Annotated in this window: 20 protein-coding genes; 12 read left to right on the top strand and 8 right to left on the bottom strand. The window is 60.1% G+C overall.

Translation table 11 applies throughout. The annotated features are described in order from the left end of the window. The first annotated feature begins 98 nt into the window (after window positions 1-98). Both RHM68_RS04720 and rlmF read left to right on the top strand, forming a co-directional pair. Window positions 99-2,945 (top strand): valine--tRNA ligase, encoded by a 2,847-nt coding sequence (locus tag RHM68_RS04720; protein WP_322220768.1) that lies wholly within the window; start codon window positions 99-101, stop codon window positions 2,943-2,945. 245 nt (window positions 2,946-3,190) lie between these two features. Beyond that, on the top strand, window positions 3,191-4,213 hold the full coding sequence (gene rlmF / locus RHM68_RS04715) for a 23S rRNA (adenine(1618)-N(6))-methyltransferase RlmF (RefSeq protein WP_322220767.1): 1,023 nt from the start codon (window positions 3,191-3,193) through the stop codon (window positions 4,211-4,213). A 121-nt stretch (window positions 4,214-4,334) separates the two neighbouring features. On the opposite strand, the gene RHM68_RS04710 is transcribed toward rlmF, so the two are convergent. Further along, complete coding sequence (locus RHM68_RS04710) at window positions 4,335-4,616, bottom strand: HU family DNA-binding protein (protein WP_007905514.1); 282 nt, start codon at window positions 4,614-4,616, stop codon at window positions 4,335-4,337. A gap of 395 nt (window positions 4,617-5,011) precedes the next feature. On the opposite strand from RHM68_RS04710, the gene yejK reads away from it, so the two are divergent. Next, window positions 5,012-6,016, top strand: a complete 1,005-nt coding sequence (gene yejK / locus RHM68_RS04705; protein WP_322220766.1) for a nucleoid-associated protein YejK — start codon at window positions 5,012-5,014, stop codon at window positions 6,014-6,016. Next, complete coding sequence (locus RHM68_RS04700) at window positions 6,016-6,366, top strand: glutaredoxin family protein (RefSeq protein WP_322220765.1); 351 nt, start codon at window positions 6,016-6,018, stop codon at window positions 6,364-6,366. Before yejK ends, RHM68_RS04700 begins: the two co-directional genes overlap by 1 nt. 41 nt (window positions 6,367-6,407) lie before the next feature. Here RHM68_RS04700 and RHM68_RS04695 read toward each other — a convergent pair whose 3' ends face one another. The 5 genes from RHM68_RS04695 to RHM68_RS04675 all read right to left on the bottom strand — a co-directional run bounded on the left by RHM68_RS04695 (window position 6,408) and on the right by RHM68_RS04675 (window position 10,018). Next, entirely contained in the window at window positions 6,408-7,343 is a 936-nt protein-coding gene (locus RHM68_RS04695; RefSeq protein ID WP_322220764.1) for a glutathione S-transferase family protein, read from the bottom strand. A gap of 89 nt (window positions 7,344-7,432) precedes the next feature. Beyond that, window positions 7,433-7,744, bottom strand: coding sequence for a GIY-YIG nuclease family protein (locus tag RHM68_RS04690; protein WP_322220763.1), 312 nt, complete (start codon window positions 7,742-7,744; stop codon window positions 7,433-7,435). 40 nt (window positions 7,745-7,784) lie between these two features. Further along, a complete protein-coding gene (locus tag RHM68_RS04685) occupies window positions 7,785-8,255 on the bottom strand; it encodes a nuclear transport factor 2 family protein (RefSeq protein WP_322220762.1) in 471 nt (156 codons plus the stop codon). A gap of 103 nt (window positions 8,256-8,358) precedes the next feature. Next, complete coding sequence (locus RHM68_RS04680) at window positions 8,359-8,994, bottom strand: response regulator transcription factor (protein WP_322220761.1); 636 nt, start codon at window positions 8,992-8,994, stop codon at window positions 8,359-8,361. Window positions 8,995-9,187: 193 nt separating this feature from the next. Beyond that, window positions 9,188-10,018: a response regulator gene (locus tag RHM68_RS04675; protein ID WP_322220760.1), complete on the bottom strand. Its 831-nt coding sequence runs from the start codon at window positions 10,016-10,018 to the stop codon at window positions 9,188-9,190. A 502-nt stretch (window positions 10,019-10,520) separates the two neighbouring features. On the opposite strand from RHM68_RS04675, the gene RHM68_RS04670 reads away from it, so the two are divergent. The 8 genes from RHM68_RS04670 to RHM68_RS04635 all read left to right on the top strand — a co-directional run bounded on the left by RHM68_RS04670 (window position 10,521) and on the right by RHM68_RS04635 (window position 18,305). Continuing rightward, entirely contained in the window at window positions 10,521-11,147 is a 627-nt protein-coding gene (locus RHM68_RS04670; protein WP_322220759.1) for a DUF1120 domain-containing protein, read from the top strand. Between the two features lie 25 nt (window positions 11,148-11,172). After that, entirely contained in the window at window positions 11,173-11,790 is a 618-nt protein-coding gene (locus tag RHM68_RS04665; protein WP_322220758.1) for a DUF1120 domain-containing protein, read from the top strand. A 38-nt stretch (window positions 11,791-11,828) separates the two neighbouring features. Next, on the top strand, window positions 11,829-12,446 hold the full coding sequence (locus tag RHM68_RS04660) for a DUF1120 domain-containing protein (protein ID WP_322220757.1): 618 nt from the start codon (window positions 11,829-11,831) through the stop codon (window positions 12,444-12,446). A gap of 64 nt (window positions 12,447-12,510) precedes the next feature. Next, window positions 12,511-13,167 (top strand): DUF1120 domain-containing protein, encoded by a 657-nt coding sequence (locus RHM68_RS04655; protein ID WP_322220756.1) that lies wholly within the window; start codon window positions 12,511-12,513, stop codon window positions 13,165-13,167. A gap of 41 nt (window positions 13,168-13,208) precedes the next feature. Then, window positions 13,209-13,922 carry a fimbria/pilus chaperone family protein gene (locus RHM68_RS04650; RefSeq protein ID WP_322220755.1) on the top strand — a complete coding sequence of 238 codons (714 nt, stop codon included), beginning with the start codon at window positions 13,209-13,211 and terminating at the stop codon, window positions 13,920-13,922. Between the two features lie 132 nt (window positions 13,923-14,054). After that, complete coding sequence (locus RHM68_RS04645; RefSeq protein WP_416195224.1) at window positions 14,055-16,508, top strand: fimbria/pilus outer membrane usher protein; 2,454 nt, start codon at window positions 14,055-14,057, stop codon at window positions 16,506-16,508. Next, on the top strand, window positions 16,508-17,638 hold the full coding sequence (locus RHM68_RS04640) for a DUF1120 domain-containing protein (protein WP_322220754.1): 1,131 nt from the start codon (window positions 16,508-16,510) through the stop codon (window positions 17,636-17,638). The genes RHM68_RS04645 and RHM68_RS04640 overlap by 1 nt, the downstream gene beginning before the upstream one ends. 22 nt (window positions 17,639-17,660) lie before the next feature. Next, on the top strand, window positions 17,661-18,305 hold the full coding sequence (locus tag RHM68_RS04635; protein ID WP_322220753.1) for a DUF1120 domain-containing protein: 645 nt from the start codon (window positions 17,661-17,663) through the stop codon (window positions 18,303-18,305). On the opposite strand, the gene RHM68_RS04630 is transcribed toward RHM68_RS04635, so the two are convergent. Both RHM68_RS04630 and RHM68_RS04625 read right to left on the bottom strand, forming a co-directional pair. Then, window positions 18,302-19,606 carry a CynX/NimT family MFS transporter gene (locus tag RHM68_RS04630; protein ID WP_322220752.1) on the bottom strand — a complete coding sequence of 435 codons (1,305 nt, stop codon included), beginning with the start codon at window positions 19,604-19,606 and terminating at the stop codon, window positions 18,302-18,304. The genes RHM68_RS04635 and RHM68_RS04630 overlap by 4 nt on opposite strands. Next, window positions 19,596-20,255 (bottom strand): FadR/GntR family transcriptional regulator, encoded by a 660-nt coding sequence (locus RHM68_RS04625; RefSeq protein WP_322220751.1) that lies wholly within the window; start codon window positions 20,253-20,255, stop codon window positions 19,596-19,598. The genes RHM68_RS04630 and RHM68_RS04625 overlap by 11 nt, the downstream gene beginning before the upstream one ends. Window positions 20,256-20,359: the final 104 nt, after the last annotated feature.

Genomic DNA, 20,359 nt, shown 5'->3' with positions numbered 1-20,359 from the left:
AGAAAATGCGAGCTGTCCGCCCCTGCTCGCCCTGCGCGCCTTGCCCCGCTATACTTGCCGGCTTTTCCTGAATAAATGCCAATAGGGTCCCGCCGCGCATGGATAAGACCTACCAGCCGCACGCCATTGAAACTTCCTGGTACAACACCTGGGAGTCCGAGAATTACTTCGCCCCGCAAGGCGCGGGCGAATCCTACACCATCATGATTCCGCCGCCGAATGTCACCGGTAGCTTGCACATGGGTCATGGTTTCAACAACGCGATCATGGACGCCCTGATCCGTTTCCGCCGCATGCAGGGTCGCAATACCCTGTGGCAACCGGGCACCGACCACGCCGGTATCGCCACTCAAATGCTGGTAGAGCGCCAACTTGAAGCCAAAGGCCAGAGCCGCCACGACCTGGGCCGCGAGAAGTTCCTGGAGAAAATCTGGGAATGGAAAGATGAGTCCGGTGGCAATATCAGCCGTCAGATTCGTCGCCTCGGTTCATCCGTAGACTGGAGCCGTGAGCGCTTCACCATGGACGACGGCCTCTCCGAATCGGTTAAAGAAGCCTTCGTGCGCCTGCATGAAGATGGCCTGATTTACCGCGGCAAGCGTCTGGTCAACTGGGACACCAAGCTGCACACAGCGATTTCCGACCTCGAAGTGGAAAACCACGATGAGAAAGGTTTCCTGTGGAACCTGAAGTACCCGCTGGCTGACGGTGCCAAGACCGCTGAAGGCAATGATTACCTGATCGTCGCGACCACTCGCCCGGAAACCATGCTCGGCGACTCCGCCGTCGCGGTAAACCCGAACGACGAACGCTACCAAGCCTTGATCGGCAAATTTATCGAGCTGCCACTGGTTGGCCGCCGCATCCCGATCATCGCCGACGATTACTGCGATCCTGAATTCGGCACCGGCTGCGTGAAAATCACCCCGGCCCACGATTTCAACGACTACGAAGTCGGCAAGCGTCACAACCTGCCGCTACTGAACATCTTCGACAAAAACGCCGCCGTGTTGCCGGCCTGCCAAGTGTTCAACCTGGACGGCACGCTGAACCCCACCATCGACGGCAAGATCCCGGCCGAATACGCCGGCCTCGACCGTTTCGAGGCACGTAAGCAGATCGTTGCCGCATTCGATGCCGCCGGCCTGCTGGTCAGCGTCGACGATCACGCCCTGAAAGTCCCGAAAGGCGACCGTTCCGGGACCATCATCGAGCCGTGGCTGACCGACCAGTGGTACGTGTCGACCAAGCCATTGGCCGAACCTGCGATTGCGGCCGTTGAAGATGGGCGCATTCAGTTCGTGCCAAAACAGTACGAAAACATGTACTTCTCGTGGATGCGCGATATTCAGGATTGGTGCATCAGCCGTCAGCTGTGGTGGGGCCACCGGATTCCGGCCTGGTACGACGAGTCAGGCAAGGTCTATGTCGGTCGCGACGAAGCCGAAGTGCGTGCCAAGCACCACCTCGGCCCGGACGTGGCGCTGCAACAGGACAACGACGTGCTCGACACGTGGTTCAGCTCGGGACTGTGGACGTTCTCCACCCTCGGCTGGCCAGCGCAGACTGAGTTCTTGAAGAAATTCCACTCCACCGACGTACTGGTCACTGGCTTTGACATCATTTTCTTCTGGGTTGCCCGGATGATCATGCTCACCATGCACTTGGTGAAGAACGAAGACGGCACGCCGCAGGTGCCGTTCAAGACCGTTTATGTTCACGGTCTGGTGCGTGATGGCCTGGGCCAGAAGATGTCCAAGTCCAAGGGCAACGTCCTTGATCCGCTAGACATCATCGACGGCATTGAGCTGGAAGAACTGGTGCAAAAGCGCACCTGCGGCATGATGCAGCCGAAACTGGCGAAGAAGATCGAGAAGCAGACCCGCGACGAATTCGCCGACGGCATCGCCAGCTACGGCACCGATGCGTTGCGCTTCACCTTCTGCTCGCTGGCGTCCACCGGTCGCGACATCAAGTTCGACATGGGCCGCGTCGAAGGCTATCGCAACTTCTGCAATAAGATCTGGAACGCCGCCCGCTATGTGCTGGACAAAGGCGAAGACTGCGGCCAGAACGGCGAAGCCTTTGAGCTGTCCCTGGCCGATCGCTGGATCATCTCGCAGTTGCAACGCACCGAAGCCGAAGTGACGCGTCAACTCGACCAGTTCCGTTTCGATCTGGCGGCACAAGCCTTGTACGAGTTCATCTGGAACCAGTATTGCGACTGGTACCTGGAACTCTCCAAGCCGGTGCTGTGGGACGAGAATGCACCGGTCGAGCGCCAACGCGGCACTCGCCGCACGCTGGTTCGGGTACTGGAAGTCGCTCTGCGCCTGGCGCATCCGTTCATGCCATTCATCACCGAAGAAATCTGGCAGCGCCTGGCGCCGCTGGCCGGCATCGAAGGCAAGACGATCATGCTGCAACCTTGGCCAGTGGCCAACGAGGCACGCATCGACCAGGCCGCCGAAGACGACATCGAATGGCTCAAGGGCCTGATGCTCGGTACGCGCAACATTCGTGGCGAAATGAACATCGGTCCAGGCAAACCGCTGAACCTGTTCCTGAAAAACGTCAGTGCCGAAGATCAGCGTCGCCTCACCGAGAACGATGCCCTGCTGAAGAAACTGGCCAAGCTCGAATCGATCACCGTTCTGGCAGACGGCGAAGAAGCACCGCTGTCCGCTACCGCTCTGGTTGGCGAGATGGAAGTGCTGGTGCCGATGGCCGGCCTCATCGACAAGGCTGCCGAACTGGCGCGCCTGGACAAGGAAATACTGCGCCTGCAGGGCGAAGTACAACGTGTCGGCGGCAAGCTGTCCAACGCCGCGTTCGTCGATAAGGCCCCGGCTGAAGTCATCGACAAGGAACGCGCCAAATTGGCCGAAGCTGAACAGGCTTTGGGCAAGCTGGCCGAGCAGCATGCGCGGATTGCCAGCCTGTAAGGTGCAGCCCGTGTAAAGAAAGAGACCTTCGGGTCTCTTTTTTTGGCAAAAAAAACGCCGACCTATCTCGTTGAAAAATCGAGACATGTGAGCGCTGGCTGGCCTGCGATAGCCGCGCCCCCTTAGTCCGGCCAGACCGGATTGAGTCAAACGCACGCAAGCCAGTGCCGACAGGAAAGCTTTTCAATGCAAGGAATGTGGGACAATGCCCGCCACTTTCAGCCATACCCGAATCGATCACACCCATGAACGCCCCCCGCACTCCCCGCCCCGCGCGCAAGAAGCCTGACTCCACCACCCCGGCCAAAGCCGTGGAGCCGCGTGAAAAGGCCACCCTGCACCCGCGCAACCGCCATCAGGGTCGCTACGACTTCCCGGAACTGATCAAGAGCACGCCGGAACTGAAGCAGTTTGTGATCCTCAACCCGTATGGCAAGGAAAGCATCGATTTCGCCAGCCCGGACGCGGTGCGGGTGTTCAACCGGGCGCTGCTCAAGTCGTTTTATGGCGTCGCGCACTGGGATATCCCGGCTGATTACCTTTGCCCGCCGGTGCCGGGGCGTGCCGACTACGTCCACTTCCTGGCGGACCTGCTGGCCAGCGTCAACGACGGCGAGATCCCGCGTGGCGCACCGGTCAAGGTGCTCGATATCGGCATGGGCGCCAACTGCGTCTATCCGTTGATCGGCTACAGCGACTATCGCTGGCACTTCCTCGGTTCGGAAATCGACCCGACAGCTGTGGCTGCCGCCAAGGCCATCGTGCAGTCCAACGGTTTGAACAAAGCCATCCAGTTACGCCTGCAAAGCAATCCAAAGCACATCCTGCTGGGCTTGCTGGAACCCGGCGAACGCTTTGACCTGACCATGTGTAACCCGCCGTTCCACGCTTCAATGGACGAGGCCACCAAGGGCAGCGAGCGTAAATGGCGCGCCCTGGGCCGTGCCGATCCAAAACGCAAACTGCCGGTGCTTAACTTTGGCGGTCAATCGGCTGAACTGTGGTGTGAAGGTGGCGAAGCACGCTTTGTGACACAACTGATTGCCGAGAGCGCGAGCTTTCAACACAAAGTGCTGTGGTTCAGCACCCTGGTCTCGAAAGCCTCAAACCTGCCGGTCATCCAGACAGCGCTGAAAAAGGCTGGCGTACTGGAAAGCCAGGTCGTGGAGATGTCCCAGGGGCAGAAGCAAAGCCGTTTCGTTGCCTGGACTTTCCAGACCCCATCCGAGCAGCAGGTCTGGCGCGAGCGCTGGGTTCGCAAAGGCTAACGCAGCCCAACGGTGGGAGCGAGCAAGCTCGCGCCCACGTTGGTCGGTGCCGGTGATAAATCGCAGACACAAAAAAACCGTGCCCGGATTGCTCCGGAGCACGGTTTTTTTATAACAAGTCTTACTTGTTAACAGCGTCGGTCAGGCCTTTGGCCACAACCAGCTTGATCACTTTCTTGGCAGCGATTTCGATGGCAGCGCCAGTCGAAGGGTTGCGGCCAGTACGGGCAGGACGCTCAGTCACTTTCAGCTTGCCGATACCCGGCAGGGTGATTTCGCCGCCGTTTTCCAGCTGATCGGCAACGATTTGGCCCAGTTGGTCCAGAGCGTTACGCGCGGTGGTTTTTGGCGCGTCGATAGCTTCAGCGATATCGGCGATCAGTTGGTCTTTAGTAAGAGCCATGTAGTGTTCCTTCCCTATCAAATTCATATGGATTGCAGAGTGCAGTGTCAGCCATCGAGCCCGATCTTCTGGATCTGGCACCCTCGGCCATAACAACGACGAGTCGGGGTTATAGATGCCGAAATCAGGGTTTGGTTCGACCTGACAAATGCTGAATGCACGCTTAACGCAGTGACTTCGCGTAAGACGGGGCAAAACTAGCACAGAGACGGGGAAATATCCGCCTCTAGCTACCCATTTGGTCAGCTTTATTGCTCTAAACCGGGAAAAAACTGCATAAGGACCGTCACCTGGCCGCAAATTACCCTCCGCCCCGCGCCAAAACCAGTGGTTGCGGTACACTGAGCGCTTTTTCGGGGAGCACGCCCTCCTCTCTTCAATCAGCCGAGAAGCCCATGCCGATCCGTCATTGCATCGTCCACCTGATCGACAAAAAACCCGACGGCACACCCGCAGTGCTTCACGCCCGCGACTCCGAACTCGCCGAGTCGAGCGCGATCGAGAACATGCTTGCCGACCTCAACGAGAGCTACAACGCCAAACAAGGCAAGGCCTGGGGTTTCTTCCATGCCGAGTCGGGGGCGCATCCTTTCAGCGGCTGGCTGAAGGAATATCTCGACGGCGGCAAGGATTTCACCGCGTTCAGTCGAGTGGCAGTGGAACATCTGCAAAAACTGATGGAAGAGTCGAACCTCTCGGTCGGCGGCCACGTGCTGTTCGCGCACTACCAGCAAGGCATGACCGATTACCTGGCGATTGCTCTGCTGCACCACAGCGAGGGAGTTGCCGTGACCGACCAACTCGATGTGACACCGTCCCGGCACCTGGACTTGGGCCAACTGCACCTGGCAGCTCGGATCAACGTGTCCGAGTGGCAGAACAACAAGCAGTCCAAGCAATACATTTCGTTCATCAAAGGCAAGAACGGTAAAAAAGTTTCGGAGTATTTCCGCGACTTCATCGGCTGCCAGGAAGGTGTCGACGGTCCCGGCGAAACCCGCACGCTGCTCAAAGCCTTCAGTGACTTCGTCGAAAGCGAAGACCTGCCGGAAGAGTCCGCACGCGAGAAAACCAAAACCTTGGTGGACTACGCCAGCAGCCAGGCCAAACTCGGCGAGCCGATGGGCCTTGAAGCGTTGTCCGAGCTGATCGATGAAGAGCGCCCGAAGGCCTTTTACGATCACATCCGCAACAAGGACTACGGCCTGTCACCGGAGATCCCGGCAGACAAACGCACCCTGAACCAGTTCCGCCGCTTCACCGGTCGCGCCGAAGGCCTGTCCATCAGCTTCGAAGCGCACCTGCTGGGCTCCAAGATCGAATACGACGAAGAAGCCGGCACGCTGATCATCAAGGGCTTGCCGACCCAATTGACCGACCAGCTCAAGCGACGCAACTGATGCTTAACGGCGTACTGAAGAAATTCCTGCTGATCTTGCTGGTGGTCGTGGTTTATCAGAACTGGGGCAAGATCGAGCGCCTCATTCACCCAGCGCAGGGCGTGTCCGAGCAGACCCAAGCCAGGGCCAGCGTTGTGCTCTACGCCACCGACTGGTGCGGCTACTGCAAACTGACACGACGCTTTCTCGATCAGAAAGGCATTCCGTACAAGGAATTCGATATCGAGAAGGATGCCCAAGCGCGCAAGGCCTATGAGGCCTTGGGCGGGCGCGGGATTCCGCTGATTGATGTGAACGGAACATTGATTCGCGGGTATGACCCGGATGCGATTCTAGCGGCCATCAAATAAACAGTGCTGGGGCGAGCCTGCTCGCCCCAGCACTGTTTACGTCAGCGTTTTTCGAGGCGAAACCCAAAGCGCGGAAAGTGTACATGCACCACGCCCGCTCGTTCGTCTTCACGCCGCAGAATCAATTCCTCACGCCCCGCAAACACCAGCTCACCGGCCACCGGATCAACCCCGTAGTCCGTGGCGGCGATCACCACCTGCTGGCCGAGCTCAACGCCGTTAGGCTCATCAAATGCTTCATCGGGCAACGCCGCCGGCGTCGCTTGGCGCGCCACCTCCAGCGCCTCTTCGGCACTCATTTCGCTGAACGCGCCATGACCAAAACCCATCACCCGACCAAACCACGCCAACACCGCCGGATAAGCATCAACCCACGGTGAAGTCACGGGCGTTGCCTTGAGGAACCACAGGCAATGCGCCAAGGAAAAGTCGGCAATCGATGGTTCGCCGAACAGGAAGTCACCCTGCTCGCGCTGAAGTTGCTGCTCCAGCCGCGCCATCAGCGTCGGCCATTGGTGCCTGGCCTGTTCGGCAGACAAACGGGTTGCCGTACCGCCGCTGAACAAGCCGGCACGATCGGCCATGAACCCCTTGATCGCTTCTGGTGACAACTTGCCGAAACGCACCGCTACCGATTCCGGCTGGAATACCAGACTGACCGCGTGCTGAAACACCACCGAGTCCACCCACGCGGCGAACGTTGCCGTGATCATTTCCTGACCTGTCGGGAAGAATGCAGGTAGCGCCTTTTCCTGCTCCAGGCGTCGGGCAATCAGCGCCGTATCACAATAAATGTCAGCACCGATCTGCAACACCGGGGTCTTGCGGTAACCACCGGTCAACGCCGTGAGGTCGGGCTTTGGCATCACGGGCGAGATCATCACCGAGCGCCATGACAAGCCCTTGAAGCCCAACAGCAAACGCGCCTTTTCAGCGAATGGGGACGTCGGGTAATGATGCAGGATCAACTCGGACATGCTCGGCTCCGTGACACGCTTAAAAGAGCCGGCAGCTTATCGCGCAATCGGTTAGCGGCCTACCCATCTGACTGATGGGGGGTTATCAGTCAGATTGATAAGGCTGCGGCGGCACTCGCCACCAAACATTCCTTGGCGCTTTTCTTGAGTTTTTTGATCAGCCGCTCCTGTCGCAACGCTTCACTTTTGTCACAGCAGACTTCGGTATAGACCAGTGCCACCGCAGGGCTGGACAAGAAAAAGCGTGCGCCCTTGCCACGCTGGTGAGTGGCGAAGCGGCGAACAGGATCGTCGCTGATCCCGCAGTAGAGCGAACCGTTGGCCGCCCGGACGAGGTAGACGAACCAGGGTTTGCTCACCGGTTTGTCGGTGTCTGAGGAGATTGCGCTGGGGGTGTTCATGTGACGATCAAGGCTTGAAGGAAGACAAGCCGCGATCTTATCAGCGACTGGCTTGAAACGCCTTCAGCCCTTTCAAGGCCTGCGCGCGAACGGCGTTTCTCACCAAGGGCGTCCAGCCCAGCAACAGACCTTTGGTGCCCAACGCCTGACGCGACCAACGCCACAAATCGAAGTTGTCGTGATGCTCGCAGATCTTGCCGTCGCGAAAGACGAAGCGGGCCTGAATGTCATTGACCACCGTGTTGCCGGTCTGACTGAACAGGTAAGTCGCCACCCAGTGAGCGTCGCCAGTAAGCTCGTCGGTGCGGACGTTGTCGAAGGTCAGCGAGAATTTTTTAGCGCGAGTAGCCAGCATGCGCCACATATCGCCGGCGTCGCGCCCACGTAACTCGCCGAACGCGGGGTCACTGAACAGCACGTCATCGGTATAGCAGGCGCTCATGGCCTCAGCGTCCAGCCGTTGGAAGGCAGTGTAGAACTCGGTGATCAACGCGTTATGGGCATCACTCATTGCGGGGCTCCTTAAAGTGGCGGGCGGGAGTGGCACGATAGGCCGAAGGCCTGGGGAACACTATCGACATTTGTGAGGCGAATATACGGCGCAGGTCCTGACACTACGGCACCATTCCGCTGCTGCGCGCATAGGCGAACAAGTCCACGTCAGTGGAAATACACAACCGGTTCATCGCCGTGCATTTCTGCTTGCTGATGGTGGAAATACTGCGATTGACTCGCGCGGCAATTTGGCTGACGGTCATGCCGCTGGCCAGCATGCGCACGACTTCGCGCTCCTTGCCAGACAGTTGCGGAACACGTGATTGATCGCCAGTGCCGGCCTCGACCAATTGCAGGCGCAAGCACTCGCTGATAAAGGTTTTTCCTTCGCTAACCGCCCGTATGGCCAAGGGCAGCTCCCGGGCGGACGCGCTCTTGGCGACAATCGCCTTGGCGCCATGGGCGAAGGAAGCGCGCAGGATCGAGACATTGGCCATCATCGTGACCAAGATGACCGGCACCTGCGGGTACAGGCGCTCCAACAGACTCAACAGTCCGTAGCCGTCAGCCTGGCGATTGCCGGGCATGGCAAAGTCGGTCACCAGCACATCGCAAGCCATCGCCTGCATCAGGCTCAACAACTGGTCAGGGCCATCGGCTTCACCCACCACCGAACACCTGCCGTTTGCCTCGATCACCACTCTTTGTCCGATGCGGACAAGAGGATGATCGTCAGCAATGATTACGCGAAGCATTTGAAAGCACTCTGATGGCAATTTGAATCTGTGCAAAGTACCCGTGCCTGCTTGCAGCGACAACCGCTCTAGGCAGGGCTGGCGACACCGTTCCCCGTGTTTGCGGACGACCGGCGTGAAGCCTACAAAATAAAAAGAAAAAAACTACACCCAAACCCTACAAGGCTGATGGACAAAATCTTTCAGAAAAAACTTAAAGGCCAGACAGATAACCGAGACACGCCCTCAGGTCACGGTAAAAATCCGTCAACGCTTCTTTGTTGGCGACGACCCCCGAGGTGCGGACAGAGGCGATCAACGCCACACCCCGCAGTTCCAAATCGCTGGCCCCCAAAAAGGCCACACTGCCGACCAGGCGATGCAGGCGGTCGGCGGTTAAGCGGATGTCCTGTGCCCGTTGAGCACGGGCCAACACCGTCATGTCTTCATTGGCTTCATGGAGCAACGTACTGAGGATTTGATCCAGCGCCTGCCCACAGCCGAAGTTCCGTATCAGACTGGCGCGATCGGGCATGCAGGGCGGTGATTTTGACTGGGGCAAGGCGACCGTCGCCCCGATGGCAGGAATGAGTTTTCCGGCTGGCAGCCAGCACTGCAAAACCTTGTGCAATCGATCCAAGGTCAGGGGTTTGAGTACCCAGGCGTTCATCCCCGCGTCCAGACAGGCCTGAGCGGCCTGCCAGCCGCGACAGCTCGTCAACGCAACAATCGAAATCGGCGGGCTGCCCGACACACGTTCAAGACGACGAACTTCCCGGGCCATGTGATAACCGTCCATGACCGGCATCTGGCAGTCGCTGATCACCAAGTCAAAGTGCCGCAGACCCAGGGCATTCAGAGCGGCCTGGCCGTCGACCACCAGCTCATGGCGAACTTCAAGCGTGCTCAGCATCGCGCCTAACAGCACTCGGTAGGGCGAGTGATCTTCCACCACCAACACCCTTGGATAGTCCGAATGCGCCACCTGGAGCCTGGGGATGGACCATGGCGGCCGTGAACCATTGACAGAAAAATCTGCGGACATGCTGGGCACCTCACATGCACCAAGCGGTTCGTCAGGCTCCAGTGAACGGCACCGGTATCAGGTGCCCACTTCGACCATGACGGCTAAAGCCAACGACACCTCAAAAGAGGCGACGCAGACCATTCTTGTGCCTATTTTTCACCCATAAAAAATAGCCACGAGAACAGACCCGCACGATACAACTAGTACGAAAAACAGCCTTTCGAGGAGCCTTCCTGACCGAGACGCAAGGGGCGGAGTTGTCTTGGTCCCTGCGTCTTGCCACTGAATTCGTCTCAGACAGAAACCAGCGCCTGATCGGCGCTTTGTCGTAATAGTTGTATTTCCCCCGTACCCGACTACCGCTAAATTTCCTCCTCACTGCTAGAGGGGGGCATGAGACGAGGCTTCAGAACGTCGCCATGAATCCAACCACAGCGCTTTCAGTCCATACCCACGCTGCACCACCAGGCGTTCGCCGGGTGGGTTGCCGGTCAATGGCCTTACAACGGACATAAACACCATGAACAAACACCTGATCGTCCTAACCGGCGCCCTGATCCTCAGTCACACCACCCCGATTTTTGCCGCCAGTAGCGTTGACCTCGCGGTAAAAGGCCTGATTACGCCAAACGCCTGCCTGCCAACTTTGTCCGAGAGCGGGGTGATCGACCACGGCAAGATCTCGGCTAAAGACCTCAATCCCGCGAACCACACCGAGCTGCTTGAACGCACTCAACAACTCAGCGTGTTCTGTGAGGGTCTCACCACTTTCTCCCTCTATACGATCGACAATCGAGCAGGCTCTTCGACACTCGGAAGCTTCGGTCTGGGCCTGATCAACAGCAACCAGAAACTGGGCGCCTTTGCGTTCCGCATGATCAACGCCGTCGCCGATGGCGCGCCCACCACGGTGCTGGAGTCTGCGGATGGAAGCACCTGGTGGGACCTATTGGACGACTCCCAATTGCCGCCGGGGCGCTATGCCGGCTTTGGTGACAAATCGACAGGAGCATGGGCACCGATTGCCCTCAAACAAGTCACTGTCGACCTGAAACTCCAGACCTTCATCGCCGGCGCCAATAACCTGGACCTGACGGATGAAGTGCTTCTCGATGGCTCGGCCACGCTTGAATTGAAATACCTGTAACGCCACCCACAAGGCTCCTTCCACGATGAATACGTTTAATTGCCGCTTTCTCGCGGCCTTGTTGGTCGCACCCTCAGTGCTGGCTGCCAGCACCGCAGACTTGGCGATCAAAGGCGCGATCACCCCCAATGCGTGCATCCCCGCGCTCTCCGATGGCGGGGTGATCGACTACGGCAAACTGTCGGCCAAGGCGCTCACCTCAGATGTTTACACCTCGCTGCCACAGCAATCCCTGCAACTGAGTGTGCGCTGTGAAGGGCCGACCGCCTTCACGCTGAACACCCTTGATAACCGCGCAGGCTCATCCGCCCTTTATGACCACTGGCATGGCCTGGGCATGACGCCCAATAACGAGAAACTCGGCAGCACCGGTTTAGGCTTGTACAACCCGGTGGCCGACGGCGTGTCGGTAAGAACTATCAGTTCGGTCGACGGTGGCACCACCTGGCAACCTTCAGTATTTCTGGGGCATTCGGCGCTGACCGCCATTTCTGCAGCGGCGCCCCCGCTGACGCCCATCGCCGTGACTAACTTCGATGCTGAACTCAGGTTCTATACGCACATTGCCCCGACCAACGACCTGACGCTAATCGACGAGGTGCCGCTGGATGGCGAAGCCACGTTGCAACTGACGTACCTGTAACACCCCTTGCCCCCCCTTTTGAAAGGAACTCAATCTTCATGAACACTACGTTTTACGCACTCGCCACCACTGTCCTGCTGGGCGCTTGCGCGTCAGCGTCCGCTGCCTCCACCGTCGACCTGACCGTCAAAGGGGTGATTACCCCCAACGCCTGTACCCCGAGCCTGTCGGGCAACGGCACAGTCGATTACGGCAAAATATCCGCCAAAGACCTCAACCTCACCAGCACGACCGTACTGCCCGCCGCCACCCTGCAAATGACCGTCCTCTGCGACGGCTCAACCCTGTTCGCCATGAAAGGCACCGACAACCGTGCCGGTTCCTCGATCAGCGGTGATGGGGCGACCTATGGCTTGGGACTGATCAATGGCACCCAGAAGCTGGGCGACTACGCACTATTGATAGACAACGCCGTTGCCGACGCCGCCGCCGTCACGGTGCTGGAATCAGACGACAAAGTCTCCTGGATGCCGCTGGACGACGGGATGTTGGCCGGCTTCGGCAACAACGCCTCGGGGGCCTGGGCGCCAATACCCATTCAGCAATTGACCTCCGATGTTCATGTCCGGGGCTTCATCGCCCGCGCCGACAGCCTGGACCTGACTGACGAGCAACCCATCGACGGTTCCGCCACCCTCGAAATCGTTTACCTGTAACACCATGAACGCCCATACCTGCACGGCGCCACACCCCGGTATGGGCGTGGAGAGGCCTATCGCGATGCCCTTGACACACTGCAAATACCCTTCGACGAATTCGCCCTCAAGCCTTGCGGCACTGCTGTTGGGGCTAATGCTGCCGATGCCGGCTTTCAGCGCCAATGGTCAAACCGACCTGATTATCAATGGCCTGGTGACGCCCAGTGCGTGCCGGGTCGATTTGAACGGCGGCGAGGTTGACCATGGGCGGATTCCGGCGCGTGATTTGTTGCCGGATGAATTCAGCGTCCTGCCCAGTCAGATGCTGACGATGCAGATCAACTGCAGCGCGCCCGTGTTGTTTGCCCTGGTCGGTATCGACAATCGAGCGGACTCCTCGCTGGCACCGAACTTTTTCTATGGCCTGGGCAAAAACGTTCATGCCTCCGCCGAACGCCTGGGGTCGGTCTCGCTGTCGTTTCGCAATTCGTCGGGCGATGGGCAAACCATGCAGTCATTGACCTCTTATGACCAGGGCCTTAACTGGTCACCTGAACCCAACGCCTACCCCAGAATGCTCATGGGGTTCGCCCGCCCCGGCCGCCCCCAGCCAGAACCCATCATCAACCTGACCACACAGCTTCGAGTCGACACCTCCATCAGCCCTGCACGCACCCTCACCTTGCAGCAGGAAGTGCCACTGGACGGATCGATTGTTCTGGATTTGCGCTATCTCTAGCCCGTTCACACGCACCACCCACCCCTAGCAGGAGGCCTGTCGTGAAGACTTGCACCCCCCTCAAAACGCTGGTCTGCAGCCTCGCCGCCTGGGCGCTGTTGCTGAGTATCGACAGTCGCGCCGACGGCATGGTCCCCGACACGTCGGTGGTGATTGTCCACGAGGAAGATGGCGAAGCCGCCGTTTCCGTGACCAATTCCGACGCGACGCTGGCGTTGCTGCACGTCACCCTCCAGGACATCCCCGAAGACAAGGAAGCCCTGCTGTTTGTCACTCCGCCGCTGGCCAGGGTCGAGGCGTCCAAAACCCAATTGGTGCGCTTTATCCTGCAAAACCAGACACCGCTGCGCACTCAGCGTCTGAAGCGGGTGGTCTTTGAAGGCATGCCCCAAGGCCGAGCCGACGCCAAGGCCGGCCATGCCCGCGTCGGCGTGACGGTACGCCAAAACCTGCCGGTGATTATTCATCCCAAAGGCCTCGCGCCCAATCGCACCCCGTGGAAAGGTCTGGTCTGGTCACTTGAAGACGGTCAATTGAAAGTCCGCAACGACACGCCCTACGTCGTCCGTCTGGCCCAGGAACTGCAACTGCTGCCCGGGCCCGGCGCAGCATTGCTACCGCGCACCTACATCCTGCCGGGAGACGTGTTGACCCTACGCGCATCGATCTCGACAGCCACCGCCGTGCGACTGCAACCCGCCACTGTTTATGGATTTGCGGTGGCGGCTTACGACGCCCCACTGACTCCACGCTGACGCGTCCTGCGCGGACCAAGATCCGCCGGCTGCGCAAACCTGCGCGCACCTGCCTACCCACAGGTGCAGCACTGCCATTAACCCGAGTGCCCTTGTGTGAACAGATTGACCCATGCCCCTGGGTGCAAAGCCGTGCCTGGCTTTCGCCCATTACCGCAGCGCGCCAGGTTGACCCGCTATCTGGTCCGGGCTGCACTGCCATTGGCCAACGCCCTGCTGCTGGCCCCGACCTGGGCCGCGGAGGCCGAGCCCTTTGACCCGCAAACCCTGCGCCATCGCGGTATCGACCCACAGCTGGCTTATCTGCTGCTCGACGCCGCGCGTTTCAGCGCCGGCCAGCACGCCATCAGCCTGACCGTTAACGGCCAGCGGCGGGGTCGGGCCAACGCGCGCTTCGATCACCAGGGCACGTTGTGTTTTGATCGAATGCTGCTGGACGCCGCCAACCTGATCGTCCCTGTGGCCATCGGCGAAGGCGCCTGCCATGATTTTTTGCAGCAGTATCCCCAGACCCTGGTCGAGCAGGATCCGGCGAGTCTCAGCGTCGCGCTGGTCGTGCCCACCGAAGCCCTGCGCCCACGGGAACGTGATGTATCCGGGTATCAAACCGGCGGTTTCGGCGGATTGCTCAACTACGATTTGACGGGGCTATACAACCAATACGGCGATGACGCCAATCGTTTTGGCTCGGCCAATACTGAAGTGGGATTCAACGCGGGCGACTGGATCGTGCGCAGTCGCCAGGTCCAGACCTGGCAGGACGATGCCTCTCGCACCACCCACCTGGATGCTTACGCTCAACGCACCTTTACTCAGCAACAAGCGGTGTTTCAGGCCGGGCAGATCAATCTGTACAACCCCGTGCTGGCAGGCGCCCAAATCACTGGCGTCCAAGTGTTCACCGAGCAGGCACTCCAAGAGCAGGCACAAGGTGCGACGATCAGCGGCATCGCCGACAGCCCGGCCCAGGTTGAAGTCCGGCAAAACGGCGTGCTTATTCATTCCACCGTGGTCCCTGCCGGGCCATTTTCCCTGACCGATGTCAGGCGCCTAAACAGCCGCTCCGACGTCGAGGTCACGGTCAAACAAACCGCCGGCGGCGAGCGGCGTTTTACGGTGCCCGCGGCAATGCTCGGTCTCAGTTTGCCGGCAGCCGGCTATTCAGTGGGCGCCGGGCGTGTACGTACTATCGGCGACAACCGGGGCGAAGCGCCCTTGGTGATCAGTGGCGGCTGGAGTGGTGCGCTGGGTTCACGGTTCAATCTGGGGATTGGCGCACTCACCGCCGACGACTATCACGCGACCGGCACCAACCTCGGGCTGCTGCCGTGGCGTGATGGTCAGGTTCAAGTGTCAACGCAAGTTGCCAACGCCAAGGGGCTCGAGCCTTCACGCGGGGTACAAACCGACCTCTCGCTGAGCCAACGGCTGGGCGAGCAATGGTCGGCCACCGCCGCCATGTCCCATCGCACGCCCGGCTATCGCGAGTTAGAGGATGGCAGCGACACCCGCGACGGCCCGGCGCAACGGCGCTCGCGCTACCGCGACCAACAGAGCTTGTCCCTGGGGTGGGCACATCCGTGGTTGGGGGCATTCAACGCCGGGTTCTCACGCACCAGCAACGTCGCCGGCGACAACAGTAGCCGCGCACTCGCCTCTTGGGGGAGCAACGTGCGTGGCGTGTCGCTCTCAGCCAGCGCCGAATGGCAAGTCAGCGGTCGCGAGAACGACGAAAATGCGGTCTACCTGACCATCAGCCTGCCATTGGGTGAGGACCGCCGAGCCAGAGCCTGGGCACGCAACTCGGGTGGTGAACACCGCACAGGCCTGGGTCTGAGCGAACAGCTGAACGACCAGTTGAATTATCGGGTCAGCGTCGAACATGACACCCGCGACCAGCAAGTGGAATCCACCGTCGGTGTTTCTTACCTGCCGCGATATACCCAACTTGACGTCAACTACAGCCGCTCCGACGCCGAGCGTTCGAGCTACCAGGGCGGAGCGCGTGGCGGCATCGTGGTGCATGGCGCCGGCATGACTTTTTCACCGTACCCGGTGCGCGATACCTTTGCCGTGGTGTCAGTGGGTGACATGAGCGGCGTCAAACTCAGCACCCCCAGCGGGCCAGTCTGGACCGATGCGCAGGGCCAAGCCGTGGTCCCGCAAGTGGCTGCCTATGGCCGCAGTCCCGTGCAGGTGCAAACTCGCTCGCTACCGCGCAACGCAGACATCAGCAATGGCCTGACGATGATTTCAGCCGGGCGCGGCGCGGTGGACCGCGTCGAGTTTGCAGTGACCATGACTCGCCGTGCCCTGCTAAGCGTCACCACGCTCAACGGCGCACCACTGCCGCCTGGCGCGACCGTCAGCACGGCCGACGGCGAGTTCGTGACCTTGGTGCAAGAAGGCAGCCGGGTATTCCTGCCCTCGGTGCTCGACCCGCGCCGCTTATGGGTCAAAGCACCCGGCCAGGCACCTTGCGAACTGCAATTCAGCCTGCCGGAGAAAGCCGACCCGCAGGTCTACTTTGAAACCGCGCCAGCCCGTTGCCTGCCCTCTGAAATGCCCCCCGTAGGAGCCTTGTGATGAAACCATTGATAGTCGGTGCCTGCCTCCTGGCACCTGCGCTTGGCTGGATCGTCCCGGCGTATGCACAAGAATGCCGATTGAACGTGAACGAGTCGCGTATGGATTTCGGCCTCATGAACCGTGCCATCCTTGAGCCCCAGGCGAGCGAGCAGTCGCTGGGAGAGCGTCATCTGAGCCTGAACCTGAACTGCCCTGAACCGGCGGACATGAGCCTGGCGTACAAGGCCTTGGCCGCCGGTCACGAGTATTTTCGGTTTACCGATAAGGGGCGCTATGACATCCACGTCAGCGAGGGTGTGCTTGACGGTCAAGCAGTGGACCTGGGCCTGCTCGCTGGCCGTGGCCAGGCACCGAGCGCCAGGGCCAGCGCGCTGGGCTGGCGACCGGACCACGTCATCGTGCCCCTAAAGGATGGCGCGCCAGCGGTCGGCAGCGCTTTTTCGGTGCAACTGAAAATCCGCGCCTGGGCAAAGGTCGAAGCCACCCGCGTTCGCGACGCGGTGACTTGGGAGGTCGCAGGCCTGTTCGACACCGCCGACGGCAATGCCCGAGAGCTGACGCTGCAAGCACGTTTTGCCCCGGCGGCCTGTGTGCCGAGCCTGTCCAACGGCGGCGTAGTGGATTTCGGGCGCCTGTGGGCAAAAAATCTCAATGCCGATCAGGACAGCGCCTTACCCAGCCGGACGCTGATACTGAGCATCGGCTGCGACGCTCCCACGCACTTTGCCCTGCGCATGCAAGACAACCGCAAAGGCTCAGCCACCGGAGGCATCGACGAAACGGCCTATGGGTTGGGCCAGGACAATAGCCAGAACAATATCGGCCGCTATTTCTTGTATTTCGATCCGTTTGACTTCAGCGCCGACACCCTGCCGCGGCTCTACCGCACCGACTCGACCACCAACGGCGTCGCCTGGAGCAGCGCCAGCGCCTCCCCCATTCCCATCGGCAATAACAGTTTCCTGGGTTTCACTGACACCCAAGGCAGCCAGGCCGGCCCCACGGCCCTGCAAAACCTTAGCGGCGAAGTGAGCATCAGGGCGTTACTGGCCCCCATGAATAACCTGGACTTGAGCAACGAAGTGCTGCTGGACGGTTCCGGCACCCTTGAAATTGTCTACCTCTGACCCCCAAGACAAGGCGTTCACCATGAAGTTTGTGCAACTCACTCTGGCGGCACTGCCACTGATAGCAGGGTCGGCGCTCGCCGCCCAAAGCGTCGACCTGAGCATCAAAGGCCTGGTCTCCCCGACCTCTTGCACACCTGTGCTGTCCGGGAGCGGCGTGATCGACTACGGCAAAATATCTCAGCAAGACCTCAAATTCGACCAAGGCACCCGGTTGCCCGTCAGGCACCTGGCACTGACCATTGCATGCAACGGCCAAAGCCGCTTTGCCCTGCGTATGCGCGACAACCGCGACGGTTCGGCGAACGTAAATAGCGAGATTTATTACGGACTGGGCCGTGACCCCAGTGGCAATAAAATCGGCCTGTACTCGGTAAGTTTTGACCCGACACAAACGACCGCGGACCTGCTGCCGCAGATCTACGGCACTGAATCCACCACCGCAGGTGTTGCCTGGCGGAGCGCCAGTGTTCAGCCGATTGACATCGGCGCACGCAGTTACCTGGGCTTCACCGACATCGCCGGCAGCACCGCCGGCCCCATCGCGCTGCAAAATCTGAGCAGCACGATCACAGTCGAAACGGTGATATCCGCCAAGCAGAACCTGGATTTGAGCCGCGAGATTTACATTGACGGCTCGGCCACGCTGGAGGTGGTCTATCTCTAGACTTTCTGACTGTCGACTTGCACATAACGCGCACGCCCAGCGCCCAGGCCGGCGATAATCGCGCCGAGGCCGATCACACCGAAGATCCAGCCGAGCGCGGTCCAGCCGCCGGTCCAGTCATGCACGATGCCGACGGCGAACGGCCCGAGGGACGCCAGCGTGTAACCAAAACCCTGAGCCATGCTCGACAGGTTGGCGGCCACGTGGGCGTCGCGCGAACGCAGCACGATCAGGGTGAGCGCCAGGCTGAACGCACCACCCTGCCCCAGGCCCAGCACAATCGCCCAGCCCCACAAGCCCTCTAACGGCGCATAGAGGCAACCGAACAAACCGCTGAGGGTCAAGCACATGACCACAACGATGGCCAAGCGCTGATCCTTGCCGCGCGTTGCCAACCAGGGCGCCGCCAACGAGCTGACCAACTGGATAATCACCGACCCCGACAACACGAGTCCTGCCTGGGTCGGCGTCAGACCGCGGCCAATGAGGATCGACGGCAACCAGCCAAACACGATGTACGCCAGGGAAGATTGCAGCCCCATGTACAACGTCACTTGCCAGGCCAGTGGATCGCGCAACAGGCCGCGAACCCGATACGCCACGTTATGCGCACTGTGTTTCTGGCCAACTTGCGGCAACCAGAATATCGCCGCGACCACCGCAGGGACTCCCCAGAAACCAAGGCCCAGGGCCCAGCTCTTGCCGAAGTGCTCGCTCAGCGGCACGGTCGCACCAGCCGCCATCGCGGCCCCCAGACACAAGGCCATGGTGTAGACGCCGGTCATGGCACCGGCTTGCTTCGGGAAGTCTCGCTTGACGATACCCGGCAACAACACGCCAATGATGCCGATGCTTGCCCCTGCCAGAACGCTGCCGGCGAACAGGCCAACCTCGCCGAACGTGCTGCGCAGAATAATCGCGCACGCCAACATCAGCAGAATTCCCAGCACTACCCGTTCGGCACCGAAGCGCCGCGCGAGGATCGGAGCCAACGGCGCGAACACCCCGAGGCACAGCACCGGTAACGTGGTCAGCAACCCCGCCTGGGCCGCCGACAAACCGAGGGTCTTGGACACCTCGCTGAGCATCGGCGCCATGCTCGACAATGCCGGACGCAGGTTCAGCGCCACCCATATCAATCCGAGCAGCAACAACCACGGCCGTCGCAGGACCGGATGCCGTTGCTGGACCTCTTCGTCATCGGCCTCGGCATCAATCAGCAGCTCGTCGAACTCCGCCGTGCGTTTGGGGGGCGTGACAGTGCGCTCGCGGGACATAGCGTTCTCGGTTTTAAGGTTCATTGATCAACTGCCTGCACAAGGCTTTGGCCCTTTGCGGGTCGCGTTGCTCGACGGCATCCAGCAGATCGACATGAAGGTCGAACACGGCCTGACGTCGTGGGGTAATGTTCAAAGTCTGGCGCAGTTGCGCGCCGATGAGGCTGGAAAAATAGCGATAGAGTTCGCTGAGCGCCGGGTTGTGCGCGGCGTCCACCAAACGGCGATGGAACACCAGGTCACAAGCGATGTAACTGTCGAGATCACCGTGATAGTGGCTGCCGCTGACGCTCAAGGCTTCACGCAACGCCAGCAGGTCTGCGTCGGTACGGCGCACGGCGGCCAGGCCAATGGCCTCGACTTCAACGATGTGCCGGGTTTCCCGGGCCTGCTCATGGGTACAACGCGACAGCGCTTTCATCGTGTCCAGCGGATCCACCACCGCTCGCAGGTAACTGCCATCGCCCTGACGGATCTCGATCAACCCAGAAAACGCCAACACGCGCATGGCTTCACGCACGGTGTTGCGGCTGATGCCCAGTTCAGCGGACAGCTCTGGCTCGGTCGGCAAACGCTGGCCCACCGTCCATACGCCCTCGGTGATGCGCAGTCGCAACTGGTCCAGGGCTTGATCGACCAAGGAGCGCTTTATGAGTGGGAAAATTGCTGGCATTCGATTCGCCTTTTTCATCCAATCATAGGATGAATTTCTTGACATCTTAGTCAGCAACCTCTGAGAGGGCAACTTCAAAACGGGTGGGAACGGACTCTCATAAG

Origin of the sequence: Pseudomonas sp. DC1.2, assembly GCF_034351645.1 — a bacterium.
GTDB lineage: Bacteria > Pseudomonadota > Gammaproteobacteria > Pseudomonadales > Pseudomonadaceae > Aquipseudomonas.
This window is presented reverse-complemented; position numbering and strand designations above follow the sequence as displayed.

Excerpts from the sequence above, each read along its gene's own strand:
- RHM68_RS04675 (WP_322220760.1), bottom strand. The coding sequence starts at position 10,018 with ATGTCCGCAGATTTTTCTGTCAATGGTTCACGGCCGCCATGGTCCATC.
- RHM68_RS04635 (WP_322220753.1), top strand. The coding sequence starts at position 17,661 with ATGAAGTTTGTGCAACTCACTCTGGCGGCACTGCCACTGATAGCAGGG.
- RHM68_RS04690 (WP_322220763.1), bottom strand. The coding sequence starts at position 7,744 with ATGAACACCCCCAGCGCAATCTCCTCAGACACCGACAAACCGGTGAGC.
- rlmF (WP_322220767.1), top strand. The coding sequence starts at position 3,191 with ATGAACGCCCCCCGCACTCCCCGCCCCGCGCGCAAGAAGCCTGACTCC.
- RHM68_RS04640 (WP_322220754.1), top strand. The coding sequence starts at position 16,508 with ATGAAACCATTGATAGTCGGTGCCTGCCTCCTGGCACCTGCGCTTGGC.
- RHM68_RS04665 (WP_322220758.1), top strand. The coding sequence starts at position 11,173 with ATGAATACGTTTAATTGCCGCTTTCTCGCGGCCTTGTTGGTCGCACCC.
- RHM68_RS04630 (WP_322220752.1), bottom strand. The coding sequence starts at position 19,606 with ATGAACCTTAAAACCGAGAACGCTATGTCCCGCGAGCGCACTGTCACG.
- RHM68_RS04710 (WP_007905514.1), bottom strand. The coding sequence starts at position 4,616 with ATGGCTCTTACTAAAGACCAACTGATCGCCGATATCGCTGAAGCTATC.
- yejK (WP_322220766.1), top strand. The coding sequence starts at position 5,012 with ATGCCGATCCGTCATTGCATCGTCCACCTGATCGACAAAAAACCCGAC.
- RHM68_RS04695 (WP_322220764.1), bottom strand. The coding sequence starts at position 7,343 with ATGTCCGAGTTGATCCTGCATCATTACCCGACGTCCCCATTCGCTGAA.
- RHM68_RS04685 (WP_322220762.1), bottom strand. The coding sequence starts at position 8,255 with ATGAGTGATGCCCATAACGCGTTGATCACCGAGTTCTACACTGCCTTC.
- RHM68_RS04660 (WP_322220757.1), top strand. The coding sequence starts at position 11,829 with ATGAACACTACGTTTTACGCACTCGCCACCACTGTCCTGCTGGGCGCT.
- RHM68_RS04655 (WP_322220756.1), top strand. The coding sequence starts at position 12,511 with ATGCCCTTGACACACTGCAAATACCCTTCGACGAATTCGCCCTCAAGC.
- RHM68_RS04680 (WP_322220761.1), bottom strand. The coding sequence starts at position 8,994 with ATGCTTCGCGTAATCATTGCTGACGATCATCCTCTTGTCCGCATCGGA.
- RHM68_RS04700 (WP_322220765.1), top strand. The coding sequence starts at position 6,016 with ATGCTTAACGGCGTACTGAAGAAATTCCTGCTGATCTTGCTGGTGGTC.
- RHM68_RS04670 (WP_322220759.1), top strand. The coding sequence starts at position 10,521 with ATGAACAAACACCTGATCGTCCTAACCGGCGCCCTGATCCTCAGTCAC.
- RHM68_RS04720 (WP_322220768.1), top strand. The coding sequence starts at position 99 with ATGGATAAGACCTACCAGCCGCACGCCATTGAAACTTCCTGGTACAAC.
- RHM68_RS04625 (WP_322220751.1), bottom strand. The coding sequence starts at position 20,255 with ATGCCAGCAATTTTCCCACTCATAAAGCGCTCCTTGGTCGATCAAGCC.